General features: G+C 71.1%; 14 protein-coding genes and 1 pseudogene. 5 read left to right on the top strand and 10 right to left on the bottom strand.

Translation table 11 applies throughout. From position 1 onward, the window contains the following. Positions 1-255: 255 nt before the first annotated feature. From HPY32_RS45310 to HPY32_RS38440, 3 genes and pseudogenes are all read right to left on the bottom strand, one after another. Positions 256-777, bottom strand: a pseudogene (locus HPY32_RS45310) (shikimate kinase); the annotation flags it as partial. Continuing rightward, entirely contained in the window at positions 774-1988 is a 1215-nt protein-coding gene (gene aroC, locus HPY32_RS38445) for a chorismate synthase (protein WP_067588166.1), read from the bottom strand. The gene aroC and the pseudogene HPY32_RS45310, both read right to left, overlap by 4 nt. A gap of 99 nt (positions 1989-2087) precedes the next feature. After that, the gene (locus HPY32_RS38440; RefSeq protein WP_228785833.1) at positions 2088-2702 is read right to left on the bottom strand and encodes a prepilin peptidase; all 615 of its coding nucleotides are present in this window, start codon (positions 2700-2702) and stop codon (positions 2088-2090) included. On the opposite strand from HPY32_RS38440, the gene HPY32_RS38435 reads away from it, so the two are divergent. From HPY32_RS38435 to nusB, 3 genes are read left to right on the top strand one after another with little or no spacing between them, the layout of a single operon-like run. Next, entirely contained in the window at positions 2701-3822 is a 1122-nt protein-coding gene (locus HPY32_RS38435; protein ID WP_067595819.1) for a M24 family metallopeptidase, read from the top strand. The two genes, HPY32_RS38440 and HPY32_RS38435, sit on opposite strands and share 2 nt — an antisense overlap. Positions 3823-3856: 34 nt before the next feature. Continuing rightward, entirely contained in the window at positions 3857-4420 is a 564-nt protein-coding gene (gene efp / locus HPY32_RS38430) for an elongation factor P (protein ID WP_067588168.1), read from the top strand. A gap of 10 nt (positions 4421-4430) precedes the next feature. Beyond that, the gene (nusB, locus tag HPY32_RS38425; protein ID WP_067595820.1) at positions 4431-4943 is read left to right on the top strand and encodes a transcription antitermination factor NusB; all 513 of its coding nucleotides are present in this window, start codon (positions 4431-4433) and stop codon (positions 4941-4943) included. Between the two features lie 52 nt (positions 4944-4995). Here nusB and HPY32_RS38420 read toward each other — a convergent pair whose 3' ends face one another. Both HPY32_RS38420 and HPY32_RS38415 read right to left on the bottom strand, forming a co-directional pair. Continuing rightward, positions 4996-6240 carry an ArsB/NhaD family transporter gene (locus HPY32_RS38420; protein WP_067588169.1) on the bottom strand — a complete coding sequence of 415 codons (1245 nt, stop codon included), beginning with the start codon at positions 6238-6240 and terminating at the stop codon, positions 4996-4998. Positions 6241-6350: 110 nt separating this feature from the next. After that, a complete protein-coding gene (locus HPY32_RS38415) occupies positions 6351-7481 on the bottom strand; it encodes a serpin family protein (RefSeq protein ID WP_067588171.1) in 1131 nt (376 codons plus the stop codon). A gap of 251 nt (positions 7482-7732) precedes the next feature. Here HPY32_RS38415 and HPY32_RS38410 point away from each other — a divergent pair, with 251 nt between their 5' ends. Next, positions 7733-8290, top strand: coding sequence for a DUF4334 domain-containing protein (locus HPY32_RS38410; RefSeq protein WP_067588173.1), 558 nt, complete (start codon positions 7733-7735; stop codon positions 8288-8290). 78 nt (positions 8291-8368) lie between these two features. Further along, positions 8369-9598, top strand: coding sequence for an FAD-dependent oxidoreductase (locus tag HPY32_RS38405; RefSeq protein WP_067588175.1), 1230 nt, complete (start codon positions 8369-8371; stop codon positions 9596-9598). On the opposite strand, the gene HPY32_RS38400 is transcribed toward HPY32_RS38405, so the two are convergent. From HPY32_RS38400 to HPY32_RS38380, 5 genes are all read right to left on the bottom strand, one after another. Beyond that, positions 9595-10413, bottom strand: a complete 819-nt coding sequence (locus tag HPY32_RS38400) for a CPBP family intramembrane glutamic endopeptidase (protein WP_067595821.1) — start codon at positions 10411-10413, stop codon at positions 9595-9597. The two genes, HPY32_RS38405 and HPY32_RS38400, sit on opposite strands and share 4 nt — an antisense overlap. Before the next feature lie 496 nt (positions 10414-10909). After that, positions 10910-11539 carry an alpha-ketoglutarate-dependent dioxygenase AlkB gene (locus HPY32_RS38395; RefSeq protein ID WP_067588177.1) on the bottom strand — a complete coding sequence of 210 codons (630 nt, stop codon included), beginning with the start codon at positions 11537-11539 and terminating at the stop codon, positions 10910-10912. 32 nt (positions 11540-11571) lie between these two features. Further along, the gene (locus HPY32_RS38390) at positions 11572-12975 is read right to left on the bottom strand and encodes an MFS transporter (protein WP_067588178.1); all 1404 of its coding nucleotides are present in this window, start codon (positions 12973-12975) and stop codon (positions 11572-11574) included. After that, the gene (locus HPY32_RS38385) at positions 12972-13412 is read right to left on the bottom strand and encodes a MarR family winged helix-turn-helix transcriptional regulator (protein ID WP_067588180.1); all 441 of its coding nucleotides are present in this window, start codon (positions 13410-13412) and stop codon (positions 12972-12974) included. The genes HPY32_RS38390 and HPY32_RS38385 overlap by 4 nt, the downstream gene beginning before the upstream one ends. A 187-nt stretch (positions 13413-13599) precedes the next feature. Then, positions 13600-14427 carry an alpha/beta fold hydrolase gene (locus HPY32_RS38380; RefSeq protein WP_067595822.1) on the bottom strand — a complete coding sequence of 276 codons (828 nt, stop codon included), beginning with the start codon at positions 14425-14427 and terminating at the stop codon, positions 13600-13602. Positions 14428-14741: the final 314 nt, after the last annotated feature.

Below are 14741 nucleotides of genomic sequence, written 5' to 3'. Positions count from 1 at the left end.
GGCGCTTCGAGGTCGGCGACGCCCACCCCGCCGGGATCGCCGGGACCGGCGCTTGGGCGCGGCCTCGCCACCGTCGTCGGTGCCCGCGCCGTCCGCACCGCTCGATGTCTGCGAATTCGCCTCCGCCGCACCATTGTCGGCCCCTTTGCCCCGGCGTCGTCGGCGCCGCCGGGCGCGGGCCCGGCGGCTGGTGCCCTCACCTTCGGGCCGCTGCGGCGTCTGCGGTTCCGGACGCGGTTCGGTCGGTTCCAGTCCCAGCCTGGCCAGGATGTTGCGCACCACCCGGCCCGGGCTGCGGCCGTCGGTGCGCACGCGCACGCTCGCCACCTCGCGGTAGAGCGGCCGTCGCCGACGCATCAGCTCCCGGTACTTCGCGGCCGGGTCGTCGCCGACCAGCAGCGGCCGGTGCGTGGCGGCGCCGGTGCGCCGAAGCCCCTCCGCCACACTGATTTCCAGATACACGACCGTGCGCCCGCGCAGCAGGTCCCGGGTCGCTTCGGACAGTACCGCGCCGCCGCCGAGCGACACCACGCCGCGCTCGGCGAGGATCGCGCGGCGCACCACCTGTTCCTCGATGCGCCGGAACTCCGGCTCGCCGTCGGTGGCGAAGATCTCCGGGATGGTGCGCCCGGTCTCCTCCTCGATCCCGGCATCGGTGTCGAACAGTTCGACGCCGAGTTCCTTGGCGAGCTTGCGGCCGATCGTCGACTTGCCCGCGCCCGGCGGCCCGACCAGCACCACCACACACGGCGGGCGCGGGTCGGTCGGCACGATCATGAGGTGACGGTGCCCGGAATGTGCGGGCGCGCGTTGATCCGTTTCAGGTAGCTGGTGATGTTGTCGGCCGTCTCCGGCAGCGAATCGCCGCCGAACTTCTCCAGCGTCGCCTGCGCGACCACCAGGGCCACCATCGCCTCGGCGACCACCCCGGCGGCGGGCACCGCGCACACGTCCGACCGTTGATGGATGGCGACGGCCTCGTCGCCGGTGGCCATATCGACCGTCGACAGCGCCCGCGGCACCGTCGAGATCGGCTTCATGGCGGCTCGCACCCGCAGCGGCTCGCCGTTGGTCATGCCGCCCTCGAGGCCCCCGGCCCGATTGGTGGAGCGCAGCACCCCGTCGGGGCCGGGGCGCATCTCGTCGTGGGCCTGGCTGCCGCGGCGGCGCGCGGTCTCGAAACCGTCGCCGACCTCGACGCCCTTGATGGCCTGAATGCCCATGAGTGCCCCCGCGAGCCGGGAGTCGAGGCGATTCTCACCGCTGGTGAACGAGCCCAGGCCGACCGGCAGGCCCTCGATCACGACCTCCACCACGCCGCCGAGGGTGTCGCCGTCCTTCTTGGCGGCCTCGATCTCGGCGATCATCGCCGCCTCGGCCTCGGAGTCGAAGGCGCGCACCGGGCTGTCGTCCACGGCGGGCAGATCCGCGGCCGTCGGCACCAGACCCGCTGCGGCGCGGGCGGTTCCGATCGAGATCACGTGCGAGACCACCTCCACGCCCAGCGCCTGGCGCAGGAAGTTGCGTGCCACCGTGCCCACCGCGACGCGTGCGGCCGTCTCGCGGGCGCTGGCGCGCTCGAGCACCGGGCGGGCGTCGTCGAAGCCGTACTTGAGCATGCCCGAGTAGTCGGCGTGCCCGGGGCGCGGCCGGGTGAGCGGGGCATTGCGGGCCATCTCGGCGAGCTCGGCCTCGTCGACCGGATCGGCGGACATGACCTCGGTCCACTTGGGCCACTCCGAGTTTGCGATCTGGATGGCGACCGGACCGCCCATGGTGCGGCCGTGCCGGACCCCGCCGAGCACGGTCACCTGGTCGGCCTCGAACTTCATGCGCGCGCCGCGCCCGTATCCGAGCCGGCGGCGCGCCAGCTGCGCACCGATATCGGCGGAGGTCACCTCGACTCCGGCCACCATCCCCTCGAGGATCGCGACGAGGGCGGGACCATGGGACTCTCCGGCAGTAATCCAGCGCAGCACGGCATCCATCTTTCCACGTCAGCAGGGGTACTCGGACATGCGGTCCACCATGAGGGTGCCACGACCGCCGATTTCGCGCGCGACCACGGACGACGCCGCGACCGGCGGTCATCGCGCCACCAGCAGGGCCACCAGGGTCGACAGACACATCGACGGCCCGTGCGGCAGCGGGCTCGGGCCGGGCGCGGCGCGGATCCGGCAGGTGCGCACCAGGATCGCGACGACACCGAGCAGCGCGGTGAGCGCCGGGGCCGCCAGCGCCGCCCACACCCACGCCCCGCCGCCCCCGCACGCCGCCGCCGCGCCCAGGCCGACGGCCAGCTTCACATCGCCCGCCCCGCACGCGGCCGGGGCGGCCAGATGCACGACCAGGTACGGCCCCGCCAGCAGTAACGCGCCCGCCGCGGCCGCTACCCCCTGCCCGTGCGCGAGCGCGTAGCCGAGGATCGCCACCGCCCCGCCGAGGGTGAGCGGATTCGGCAGCCGCCGCCACCGCAGATCGGCCACGCTCAGCGCGGCACACCAGCCGAACAGCACGAGCAGGGCGAGGACCGTCATGTCGACCATGGTGATGCCCGCGCGGCCGCCGTGGGAGTCTCGATCACGAAATGTGGACAACTCCAACAGGTGTGAACAGGCAGTGGGTAGCAATCCCGCCACCAGGTCGACATCTTCGAGACGGATGGACATGGTGCGGCCCCGCAGCGGTAGCGTGGAATCCATGTCTGGTGATCACGGCGCCCCGCGCCCCGATTACGCGGCCCGGCGTGCCGCGCTGCGGAACCTGTTGGTGGAGAACGGGGTCGACGCCCTGCTGGTAACCGATCTGGTCAACATCAGGTACCTGACCGGCTTCACCGGGTCCAACGCGGCGCTGCTGGTGTACTCGTGGGACACCGCCGAGGACCGCACCGTGATCTGCACCGACGGCCGCTACATCACCCAGGTCGGCGAGCAGGTGCCGGACCTGCGCGCTGAGATCGCCCGCGCCAGCGCGCGCCGCATCGTCGAACTGGCCGGGGAGTGGCAGACCGGGCGGGTCGGCTTCGAGAGCCACGTCGTCACCGTCGAGGAGCACCACGCCTTCGTCGAACAGGGCACCGGCCTGGAACTGGTCCCGGCGCCGCATCTGGTCGAACAGCTGCGGCTGGTCAAGGACGCCTACGAGGTCGAACGGCTGCGGGCCGCCTGCGCCGCCGCCGACGCCGCCCTGGCCACCCTGCTCGAGCGCGGCGGGTTACGCCCGGGTCGCACCGAGCGGCAGGTCGCGCGCGAGCTGGAATGGTTGATGTTCGAGCACGGCGCCGAGGCGGTCGCCTTCGAGACCATCGTCGCCACCGGCGCGAACTCCGCGGTCCCGCACCACCGCCCCACCGACGCGGTGCTGGCCGCGGGCGACTTCGTCAAACTGGACTTCGGCGCGAAGATCGGCGGCTACCACTCCGACATGACCCGCACCCTGGTGCTCGGCGAGCCCAGCGACTGGCAGCGGGAGGTGTACGAGCTGGTGTATGCCGCGCAGAAGGCCGGTCGCGAGGCCCTGAAACCGGGTGTGGCCTGCGCGGATGTCGATGCCGCCGCGCGCTCGGTGATCGAGGCCGCGGGCCACGGGGAGTTGTTCGTGCACGGGCTCGGCCACGGCGTCGGCCTTCGTATCCACGAAGCGCCCGGGCTCGCCAAGACGGGCACGGGTACACTCCTCGGAGGCGTGGCGTTAACCGTCGAGCCAGGTGTGTATTTCCCCGGCCGCGGCGGAGTCCGAATCGAGGATACGCTCGTGGTTCGCGACGGGGGGCCCGAACTGCTTACGCTTACCAGCAAAGAGTTGACCGTCGTCGACTGACGCCGGTCGCCCGAGAACAGGAGACCCGAGGACAGTGGCGGACACGAGTGACTTCAAGAACGGCCTCGTGCTGAAGATCGACGGCAATCTCCAGCAGATCGTCGAGTTCCAGCATGTGAAGCCGGGTAAGGGTCCCGCCTTCGTGCGCACCAAGCTGAAGAACGTGCTGTCCGGCAAGGTGGTCGACAAGACGTTCAACGCGGGCGTCAAGGTCGAGACCGCGACCGTCGACCGCCGGGACATGACCTACCTGTACCACGACGGGTCGGACTACATCTTCATGGACGGCGACACCTTCGACCAGATCCACATCAGCGGCCAGGTGCTGGGCGGCGCCGAGAAGTTCCTGCTGGAGAACATGTCGGTGCAGGTGGCGACGCACGAGGGTGAGGTGCTCTACGTGGAGCTCCCGGTCACCGTCGAGCTCGAGGTCACCCACACCGAGCCGGGCCTGCAGGGCGACCGCTCCAGCGCCGGCACCAAGCCGGCCACCCTGGAGACCGGCGCCGAGGTGCAGGTTCCGCTGTTCATCAACCAGGGTGACAAGCTGAAGATCGACTCGCGCGACGGCAGCTACCTCGGCCGTGTCAGCGCCTAATCTGGTGACTGTGGCGGATCAGCCTGCGGACAAGAAGTCCCAGTACAAGAAGCTCGGAGCCCGGCACAAGGCCCGCCGCCGCGCGGTGGACCTGCTGTTCGAGGCCGAGGCCCGCGATATCGACCCGGCCGAGCTGCTCGCCGAGCGCGTGCAGCTGTCGGTCCGCGACGAGCAGGTCGCGCCGGTGAACCCCTACACCGGCACCCTGGTCGAGGGCGTCGCCGACGATCTGGACCGGGTCGACGCCACCATCGAGTCCTACCTGCAGGACTGGACGCTGCCCCGGCTGCCCGCCGTGGACCGCGCCATTCTGCGGGTGGCGGTGTGGGAGCTGTTCCACGCCACCGACGTGCCGCCGGTGGTGGCCGTCGACGAGGCGGTGGAGCTGGCCAAGGAGCTGTCCACCGACGACTCCCCGGGTTTCGTGAACGGCGTGCTCGGCCGCGTGGTCGAGGTGGCCCCGCAGGTCCGGGCCGCGGCCGCGGCCACCCGCGTCGCCGACCGCTCCGACCCCGAGGCGTAAGCGCACAGGACGTCCGCCCGCTCCGACCATCGTCGGGGCGGGCGGATGTCGTTTATCCGGTGAGTAGAAGCGCGCCGACCGCGGCCGCCGTGGCGGTCACCGCGAGCGCGAATCCGGTCGCGACGAAGCGGCGCATGGGCACCCGGACGCCGTGGGTGCGACAGAACTCCAGGCACAGCAGCGTGGCGAGCGACGCCCACGGCGTGACCACCGATCCCACATTGGTGCCGATCAGCAACGCCAGCAACTGATTCCGATTCGCCACGGGGACGACGGCCTCTCCGGCGGTGTAGGCGGGCAGATTGTTGGCGACATCGGCCAGCCCGGCTCCCGCGGCCGCGGCCCGGAATGCCCCGGCCGCACCGGGATCGGTGCCGATCAGCGCGTGCATCAGATCCGACAGGCCCCACCGGCCCAGCGTCGGCACCACCAGGAACAGGCCGATCACGAAGATCAGCAGCTGCCACGGAATCAGCGACCAGCGCAGCGCCGCGCGATCGAGAATCGCGAAGGCCGCCACGGCGACCGCCGCGGCGACGGTGGCGGCGAGCCCGATCCGGTCGCCGACGACCGGAATCGCGGCAATGAACAGCAGGCAGGCCGCCGCGGTCGTGTACAGCAGCGCCCGCTCACGTCCGTTCGCGGGCCGCACCGGCCGCGGGGGCAGGTACCGGTCCGCGCCGCGTCGGCGTCGCCGCCAGTACCACACCCACAGGCAAGCCATGGTCACCACGATCGACGCCAGCTGCGGCAGCCACAGGCGCGCCGCGAATCCGGTGCCGTCCAGCCCGACCCGATTCGCCGCCAGCAGGTTGGTGAGATTGGACACCGGCAGCAGCAGGCTCGCGGTATTGGCCAGCCACAGCGTCGTCATCGCCAGCGGCAGCGGGGCGATGCGCGCGGGCCCGGCCAGCGCCAGCATGACCGGGGTGAGCAGCACCGCGGTCGTATCCAGATTGAGCACCGCCGTGGTCGCCGCGGCGAACAGCACGCACAGCACGAACAGTGCCGCATAGTTGCCGCGCCCCACGATGGCCACCCGATGCGCGATGACGTCGAACACCCGCGCCCGCCGGGCCAGATGCGCCAGCACGATCACACTGCCCAGAAACAGCAGCAGCGGCCCGATCCGCCGCATATTCGCCGCGGCCTCCGCCCGCGGCAGCAATCCGGTTGCCACACACAGCAACCCACCGACCAGCAACCCCACCCGAACCCAATCCAGCAGGCTCGGCCGCCACGCCGGTTTCGGGCCCGCGTCACCGACTTCCGGCTGCTCCTCGACCTGCTCGACCACGCCACCATCATGTCAGCAGACCGATCCGTAGCTGCTCGGTCGCCGCGGACCCGTCCGGAAGTCCGATATGCGACCACCCGCCGGGCCGCGATCTCACCGGACGCGATCTTTCACAGCGGAGGTGTCGCCACCCATCCCGCGACGATCACCAGGCCGGTCGGTCGATGGACGGCGAGGAAGCCGAAGGGGCGGTCGAAGGTTGCCGAGATTTCCACGGCCGGGCGGGGGTGGGCCAGGGCGGCTCGGACCATCTGGACGGCCGTGACCGCGGCGGCTTCGAAACCCTCGCGGGTGAAGCGGGCCAGGGCCTGCTGGGCCGCTCGATCCACGCGCAGGGGCGTGTCGGAGATGGCCGGGAAGCCGCCGGAGCGCGCCGTGTCGGACAGACCGAAGACGGCGGGCAGGCTCAGGAGGTCGTGTGAGCTGCGAATGGCGAACGGCGGCACCGCGAGTCGTACCGTGTCGGCGACGGCCCGGGTCTCCCGGACGATCAGGCCCGGCCCCCGGGTGCCGATGGGCAGATCGGTCCTGGCCTCCACCGAACCGTCGAGCGCGCCCAGCCCGATGCCGAGCACCTCGCCCGGGTCCGCCTCGCCGAGTAGCAGATGGACATCCAGATCGCCGCCGCCGCGGACATCGATGCGCGTCACCGGCACGCCACCGCGCAGGATCGAGGCGTCGCCGAGGCCGCGCGAGTGCCGGAACAGCCCCGGTCCGCGATGCCCGCGCCAGGGGCCGTCCTGCGGTTCGAGGACATCGTCGTGGAACGGCTCGCGCCACGCGGTCTTGGCGACGACGGCGGTGGCCAGGGTGAGCAGCGTGTCGGGGGTGACGGTCAGCGGGAAGCGGTCGATGAGCCCGCCGGTGTGCCCGCTCGCCCACGCATCGAGATCCGCCTGCCCGGTGAGGGTGCCCACGGTGTCGGCGGGCAGCGCGCGCACCCACCGCTCGCGCAGCGCGATATCGCGGCGTACCCACACGCCCAGCGCGGCGGCGACGGTGTCGGCCGCCTCGATATCGGTGAGCAGGCGCACGGCCGCGGCGCGCGCCTCGTCGGCCGGGAGTCCCACGGCCGCAGCCAGTTCCGCGCGGCCCGGCCCGGCCGCGGCGTCGGCGAGCAGGGCCAGCAGCGGCCACGCGCCACATCCGGACAGGACGAAATCGCCGCTGCCCGCCGCGGCGCACCAGCGCCCGGTGAGAGCGTTGGCGGCCACCACATGTGCCTGCAGGCTGGTCTGCACGACTCCCAGCCTAATGACGCGAATCGAACTGTATGCGCCCCCGCCGGGGGTGTACGGAAACCGGCGGGGGCGCACCCGGACCTCCTGCGGCCCGGGGGATCGGGTGTCACGGCGTGACGGTAACCATCCTGCTTCCTCAACTGCAGTTCAGGTCTAGCGCCGAGCGAAGTGGCGTGGATCACGTCGAGGCGGCCCGGGGTGAGATATCGTCACGGAAATATGTCTTTCGTTCGCATGTCGAGGAGGACGGGATGACCGGCACCGATACGCCCACGGCACGGTTGCGCGAACTGCGGTTCGGCGGTTGCACCCCGGGGCAGGCGTGGGAGCTGTTCGACAGCCTGCCCGCGGTCCGCGTCGACGAGATCACCACCGGGCGCTGGGGCGGCGACGAACTCGACACCGGACATCCGTGGGCCGGGGTGCTGGTCGAATCCGGTTGGTACGGAAAGCAGTTCGACTCGGCCGAGGTCGTGCAGCCGCTGCTGTTCGCGGGCGCGGACGGCGCGGTGTTCCCGATCGATCCCCGCCGCGTCCCGCTGGTCCTGGCGGGCCGCGTCCCGCAGTCGGGCGTGCGGCTGGCCCGCACCCTGCTGCCGGTGCTGCGCCCGATCCTGCGCACCCGCGCGCCGCGGGCCCGCCTGCGCAACCTGGAGTTCCGCGGAAAGGTCGGCGCGGCAATGATTTACGACCACCTGCCCATCATCGACGTGTTCCGCCTGGTCGATGACGAGACCCTGCTCGGCGTGATGGACATGCGCGGCATGCGGGACCCGTACTTCTTCGTGCTGCGCCGCGACCGCTCCTGAAAGGCCCCTCCGGGCCGGGTCGGCGGCCTAGCATCGATGGCGTCCGGTGGTTTCCCGATCCGGCCTCGGAGGTGTCCGATGGAGCGTACGACCTGTCTCGTCGCCGGCGGTGGTCCGGCCGGAATCGTGTTGGGGCTGTTGCTGGCCCGCGCGGGCGTCGAAGTGACGGTGCTGGAGAAACACGGCGACTTCCTGCGCGACTTCCGCGGCGACACCGTGCATCCCACCACCATCGACCTGCTCGACGAGCTCGGCCTGGGGGAGCAGTTCGCGAAACTGCCGCAGCGCAAGGTGACCTCGGTGCAGCTGCCGTTGCGCGGCGGCATGTTCACCTTCGCGAACCTGGATCACCTGCCCGGCCCGCACAAGTACGTCGCGATGGTGCCCCAGTGGGATCTGCTCGACCTGCTGGTCCGCGCCGCCGATGCCGAACCCACCTTCCGGGTGCTGATGAACACCGAGGCGACCGACCTGGTGCGCGAGTCCGGCCGCGTGGTCGGTGTCCGTTACCGGACGAAAGATGGTGAGACGGGCGAGATTCGGGCCGAGCTCACGGTCGCGTGCGACGGCCGCGCCTCCACCTTGCGGGCGGCGGCCGGGCTGAGCTCGCACAGCTGGGCGACGCCGTTCGACGTGTGGTGGTTCCGGATTCCCCGCAACGACACCGATCCCGCCGGGATACTCGGCGCGGTGGCCGCGCGGCGGGTGGCGATCATGTTCGACCGCGGCGACTACTGGCAGTCCGCGACGCTGATCGGCAAGGGCACCGATGCGGAGCTGCGGCAGCAGCCGGTCGGCGTGATCATGGCGAGCCTGGCCGAGATCGTGCCGTGGCTGGCCGACCGCGCCGACGCCGTGCGCGACTGGGGCGACGTGAAGCTGCTCGACGTGAAGCTCGATCGCCTCGACCGCTGGTATGTCGACGGGCTGCTGTGCATCGGCGACGCCGCGCACGCCATGTCGCCGGTCGGCGGGGTCGGCATCAATCTCGCCGTGCAGGACGCGGTCGCCGCCGCGCGCATTCTCGCCCCGGCGCTGCTGGCCGCCCGGGTGACCACCGCCGATCTGGCTCGCGTGCAACGCCGCCGGATCGTGCCGACGATGGTCATCCAGGGCATGCAGCGAGTTCTGCACGCGCGGTTCGTCGCTCCGGCGGTGGCGGGCGAGCTGGACGTCGCCTCCGTCGAGGATCCGCCGCTGGGGCTGCGGGTGTTCCGGCGGCTGCCGCTCATCCGCGACCTGCCGCCGTACCTGGTGGCGCGCGGCGTATTGCCCGAGCACGCACCGGAATTCGCGCGCCGCCGCTAGCGCGATCCCAGCAGCATCCCGATCGGCGCGTTGACGAATCCGTGGACCGCCAGCAGGATCCACGGGTTGCGGTAGCGCGACCAGAGGTAGCCGAGGAACAGTCCGGTCCCGCCCTTGCCCGCGATCGCGGCGGCTAGGTCGATGCCCAGCCCGTCGCCGCCCTGGATCGCCGCGTGCCAGACCGACCACAGCAGGGCGCTGACCACGATGGCGGGCCAGCGGCCGTACCGGATCTCCAGCCGTGTCTGCAGCCAGAATCGGTAGAAGATCTCCTCGATCACCGCGTTCATGACGAAACCGACCAGCAGGACCGTGACGTTCGCGGCTCCACCGTGCCACGGCCACAGCAGATTCGTGACCGCCAGGAACCCGATCGCCCCCGGCAGCGGCCGCAGCCATCGCCCCCGCAGCCCGAGCCCGGCCCATTCCCGCACCGTCGCCCAGCGCAGCACCAGCGGGCCGAGCAACAGCACGAGTTTGAGCCCGATGAACCAGTCGTTCGCGCCGTGCACAAGATTGATCGCCACCGCGAACGCCACCGCCAGCCCCGCCAGATACCAGCCCTGCCGCGCCGCCCTCCGCGGCTCGAGCCCCGACAGCGGTTGGGGCACAGCCCGTTTCGGCGGCACGAGCAACGCCAGCCCCACCCCGACCAGCCCCGGGAGCCACAGCCCGACCAGCGGCCGGGTGGCCGCGGTGTCGCTGGAGTACCGCAGCCCGGTGTGCTCGGTGCAGACCAGTACCAGCAGAGCGGCGAGATACACCGCGGCTCCGCCGATCAGAATGATCCGATCCGGTCGCGTAGTGAGAGACATCGGGCCCACGCTACCGTCGCGTCCCGAGCCCACAGTCGAAGGTTCTCCTCTCCATTCCGCCGTTCTTGTGTCCGGAACCCGCCCTGCCGCAGGAGATCCCGGCCAAAAGCATGCCGGGATGACGAGTGAGCGCGCCGGGATGACGAGTGAGCGTGCAGGGGTAACGAGTGAGCGCGCAGGGGTAACGAGTGAGCATGCCGGGATGACGAGTGAGCGCGCAGAGTTGACGGGCGGGCGTGCCGGAACGACGAGGGAACATGCCCAAGATGATGAGCGGGTGTGCCGGGAAGGAGAGCGGCGTACCGGGAGGGCGAGCGGGTGTGCCGGGAAGAAGAGCGGGGTACCGGGAGGACGAGCGGTTGTGCCGAGATGACGGGCGGGCGTGCCTGGGCGGGCGTGCCGGGAGGACGGGCAGGCGCATGTGTGGGGGACGGGCAGGCGTGTGGGGAGGGCGAGCGGGCGTGTGGGGAGGGCGTGTGGGAATTCCGCTGTTGGCTCAGTGGACGCCGTGGGGGCGGAATTGGATGCTGATGCGGGGGCCGACCGGGCGGCGGGTTTTGGGTATTGCGTGTTCCCAGGTGCGTTGGCAGGAGCCGCCCATGACGAGTAGGTCGCCGTGGCCGAGGTGGTGGCGGATGCTGGATGTTCCGCCGCCGCGTGGGCGTAGCAGCAGGGCTCGGGGTGCGCCCACCGAGACGATGGCGATCATGGTGTCGACGGTGGCTCCGCGGCCGCCGGTGTCGCCGTGCCAGGCGACGCTGTCGTTGCCGTCGCGGTAGTAGCACAGGCCCGCGGTGCGGAACGGCTCGCCGAGTTCGGGGCGGTAATGCTCGGTCAGTGCCTGGCGGGCCTCGGCGAGGATCGGATCGGGTAGCGGCTCGTGCGCGCCGTAATACCGCAGCAGCCGTGGCACATTCACCATGCGGTCGTACATCTGCCGCCGGTCGGCCTGCCACGGCACCCGCGCGGCGAGCCGCTCGAACAGCAGATCCGCGCCGGTGAGCCAGCCGGGCAGCACGTCGACCCAGGCGCCGTCGCTCAGTATGGTCCGGCGTACCCGGCTCAGCGGGCCGAGCGCGAGCTCGCCGAAGCCGTCGAGCAGCGATCCCTGCAGCGGTGTCGACATGGGCTCGAATCTACGATCTTTCGAACATATGTTCAAGCATCGCGCGCCGGAGCGTGGCCGACACGAGCCAGCGAGCGGTCGGCCAGCGTCAGAACCATCAGCAGTACGGCGGCGACCAGCATGAACACCGCCAGGTGATGCAGCCCGGTCACACCCGGACCGTGCGACAGAAAGGCGCCGCTGGCCGCCGCGGACCCGATCGCGCCCAGGTACATGAAGGTGCGCAGCAGCCCGGCCGACGAGCCGATGCGGGCCGGGTCGGCCTGGTAGTAGACGGCGTTCTGATTGGCGAGATTGTTCAGGCCCTGCGGCAGCCCCATCACGATCGCGGTCACCACCAGCAACCACATCGGCACCCCCGCGTGCATGGTCAGCAGCAGGGCGCAGGCGATGATCTGGCCGATCGCGCCCACAATGAGCTTGCCGCGAATCTCCTTGCGGCGCCCGGTGAGTGCCGAGACCCCGATGGCCGTGAGCGACATCGGCAGCAGCACCAGGCCCGCCGCCGTCGCGCTCAGCCCGCGCCCCTCCTCGGTCCACTGCGTGAACCCGTACAGGAAGCAGTACCCCACCAGGGCGGTCAGCAGATTGCGCAGGTAGGTGGCCAGCAGCGGGAGATTGCCGCCCAGCACCCGGACATCGAGAAACGGCTGATCGACCCGCGACTCGCGCACCACCAGCGCACCGGCGGCGGCGACCGCGAGCACCGGCAGATACCAGCGCGCCACCCCCGGATGCATCACGAACAGCAGCAGCGCCACCAGCATCGCGGTGAACAGCGCGATGCCCGGCACATCCAGCCCGGTGCGGTTACCGCGTTGCGGCGCAATGGTTCTCGGCAGCCGGATCCAGCCGACGACGAGGCAGGCCAGCGCCAGCGGGATGTTCACCGCGAACGTCGTCCGCCAGCCGCCGAGGTGAATCAGCAAGCCGCCCAGGGTCGGACCGATGACGGCGATGGTCTGACTGGCGACGGCCAGCGCGGTCAACACCCCGGCCGGACTGTCGCGCCCGGTGCGCTCGGATTCGCTGCGGATGAGATACATCGACGCGGGATAGCCCGCGCAGGTACCGAATCCGAGGATCACCCGGGCCAGCACCAGCACCCACAGCGCGGGTGCGACGACGCCCAACACGCCCGCGATCCCGGTGAGAACGGCCCCGGCCAGATACAGCCGCCGCGGCCCGTAGAGATCGACGAGGCGGCCCACCACCGGCTGTCCCACGGCCGTCGCCAGATACAGCGCCGATACCAGCCAGGCCGTCTCCGCGGGTGGCGCCCAGAACGCGATGCCGATCGGCACCAGCGAGACGGCGATGATGGAGGAATTGACCGGGTTGAGCACCGACCCGAGGATCATCGGGACGATCAGCCGCCGGTCGAAGCCGGTCGATGCCCGTCCGGACCCGGCGAGCCGGGACGGCGCCGACGTCATTCGCGGACCAGCCTCTCCAACAGGGTGAGCGCGTGCAGCAGTTGCTGCCGCTCGGCCTCGGTGTACTGCTCCTCGAGGGTGGCGGCGAGCCACTCGTGCCCCGCCTGGCGGCGGCCGTCGAGGAACTCGCGACCCTCCCTGCTGAGCGAGACCACCTGGCGGCGGCGGTCGTTCGGGTCCGGGTGGCGCTCGATGAGCCCGGTCTCGTCCAGCGCGGCGAGCTGGCTGGCCACAGCCTGCGGGCGCACGCGCTCGGCCGCGGCGAGTTCGCTGGCCGACGCATCACCCGCCTTCAGTCGGCTCAGCAGCGACGCCTGCGACGGGGTGATGCCCTGATTGTCGGTGGCCTCCAGGAACCGCCGCCGCAACCGGCCGGTCAGGACCCGGAGCTCCTGGGCCGCGCGGGTGGCGGAGGGGGAGACGGTGGAATCGGTCATGCCCCTACTCTAAATAGTCAACCTAGGTTGCGCAATTTAGATTGACTATCCACCCTCTGATCCCGGCGTGCTTTTGGCCGGGATCTCACCGCAAGGTCCCGGCCAAAAGCACGCCGGGACCAAATGGGGGGCACGCCGGGACCATATGAGGGGACACGCCCGGACCAAACGGGACTTCAGCTGGTTTTCAGGCGTGGGCGCGCACGAAATCGACGACGGCGTCGGAGAATTCGTCGTTCACATCGCTGGCGGCGGTGTGTGCGGCCCCGCCGATCTCGACGTACTCCAGGTGCGGGACCAGGCGGCGGAAGTCGGCGACGCCCTGCTCGCTGACCACGTCCGACAGTCGCCCGCGCACCAGCAGCACCGGCATCGTCAATGCGCGGGCCGCCGCCTCCAGCGCCTCGGTGTGCTGTTCGATGTCCTCGCCGCGGCCGAGCAGCATGGCCGGATCCCAGTGCCAGTACCAGCGGCCGTCCTCGCGCAACCGCAGATTGCGCCGCAGGCCCTCGGTGCTGCGCGGGCGCTCGCGATGCGGCAGATACCCCGCCACTGCGTCGGCGGCCTCGTCGAGGGTGGCGAAACCCTCCCGGTGCGCGCCCAGGAAGCCCAGCACCCGCTCGACGCCGCGATGTTCCGGCCGCGGCACCACATCCACCAGCACCAGCCCCGCGATGAGTTCGCTGCCCGGTCGGGCGGTGGCCAGCAGGCCGGTGAGCCCGCCCATGCTCGCCCCCACCAGAATCGCGGGCCGCCCCAACTCGGCGAGGATCCCCAGCAGATCCGAGGTCATCGCCTCCCGGCCGTAATCCCCATCGGCCGCCCACTCGCTCTCCCCGTGCCCGCGCGCATCCAGCAACACGGCCCGCAGCCCCGCCTTGGCCAGCGCCGCCCCCGACTCCTTCCACGAATGCCGAGTCTGCCCACCCCCGTGCAGAAACACCGCCAGCGGCCCATCCTCGGGCCCCCAACTCTCCCCGGCCAGCGCAAGCCCGCCATAGCCGCGAAAGGTCATCGGACGTGGTTCGGTGAAGTCGGCATCATTGCTCACACCACGAGCATGGCACATTTCGATTTACGGCGTAAGAACCCGGCGAAAAGCGCGCCGGGTAAACAAGGTCGGGAGCGCGCCGGGTGGACAAGGTGGGGAGCGCGCCGGGTGGACGAGGTGGGGTGCCGGGGAGGCGAGTGGGGAGTGCCGGGTGGGCGGGGGTGTCGGGTAGGCGAGGTGGGGGTCGGATAGGCGGGCTGGGGAGCGCTGGGTAGGTGGGGCTATTGGTGTGCATCCGCCCAGGTGGTGGCGCTCACATGCGGACCCCCTGATACCCG

It is taken from the genome of Nocardia terpenica, assembly GCF_013186535.1.
In the GTDB taxonomy this organism is placed as follows: Bacteria; Actinomycetota; Actinomycetes; order Mycobacteriales; family Mycobacteriaceae; genus Nocardia; species Nocardia terpenica.
The sequence above is the reverse complement of the archived record's forward strand: the minus strand, read 5'-3'. Positions and strand labels throughout refer to the sequence as shown.

Coding starts and splice junctions, on each gene's coding strand:
- HPY32_RS38395 (WP_067588177.1), bottom strand. CDS start 11,539: ATGTCGACACCGCTGCAGGGATCGCTGCTCGACGGCTTCGGCGAGCTC.
- HPY32_RS38405 (WP_067588175.1), top strand. CDS start 8,369: ATGGAGCGTACGACCTGTCTCGTCGCCGGCGGTGGTCCGGCCGGAATC.
- HPY32_RS38440 (WP_228785833.1), bottom strand. CDS start 2,702: ATGGATTCCACGCTACCGCTGCGGGGCCGCACCATGTCCATCCGTCTC.
- HPY32_RS38435 (WP_067595819.1), top strand. CDS start 2,701: ATGTCTGGTGATCACGGCGCCCCGCGCCCCGATTACGCGGCCCGGCGT.
- HPY32_RS38385 (WP_067588180.1), bottom strand. CDS start 13,412: ATGACCGATTCCACCGTCTCCCCCTCCGCCACCCGCGCGGCCCAGGAG.
- HPY32_RS38380 (WP_067595822.1), bottom strand. CDS start 14,427: ATGACCTTTCGCGGCTATGGCGGGCTTGCGCTGGCCGGGGAGAGTTGG.
- HPY32_RS38410 (WP_067588173.1), top strand. CDS start 7,733: ATGACCGGCACCGATACGCCCACGGCACGGTTGCGCGAACTGCGGTTC.
- HPY32_RS38400 (WP_067595821.1), bottom strand. CDS start 10,413: ATGTCTCTCACTACGCGACCGGATCGGATCATTCTGATCGGCGGAGCC.
- HPY32_RS38390 (WP_067588178.1), bottom strand. CDS start 12,975: ATGACGTCGGCGCCGTCCCGGCTCGCCGGGTCCGGACGGGCATCGACC.
- aroC (WP_067588166.1), bottom strand. CDS start 1,988: ATGGATGCCGTGCTGCGCTGGATTACTGCCGGAGAGTCCCATGGTCCC.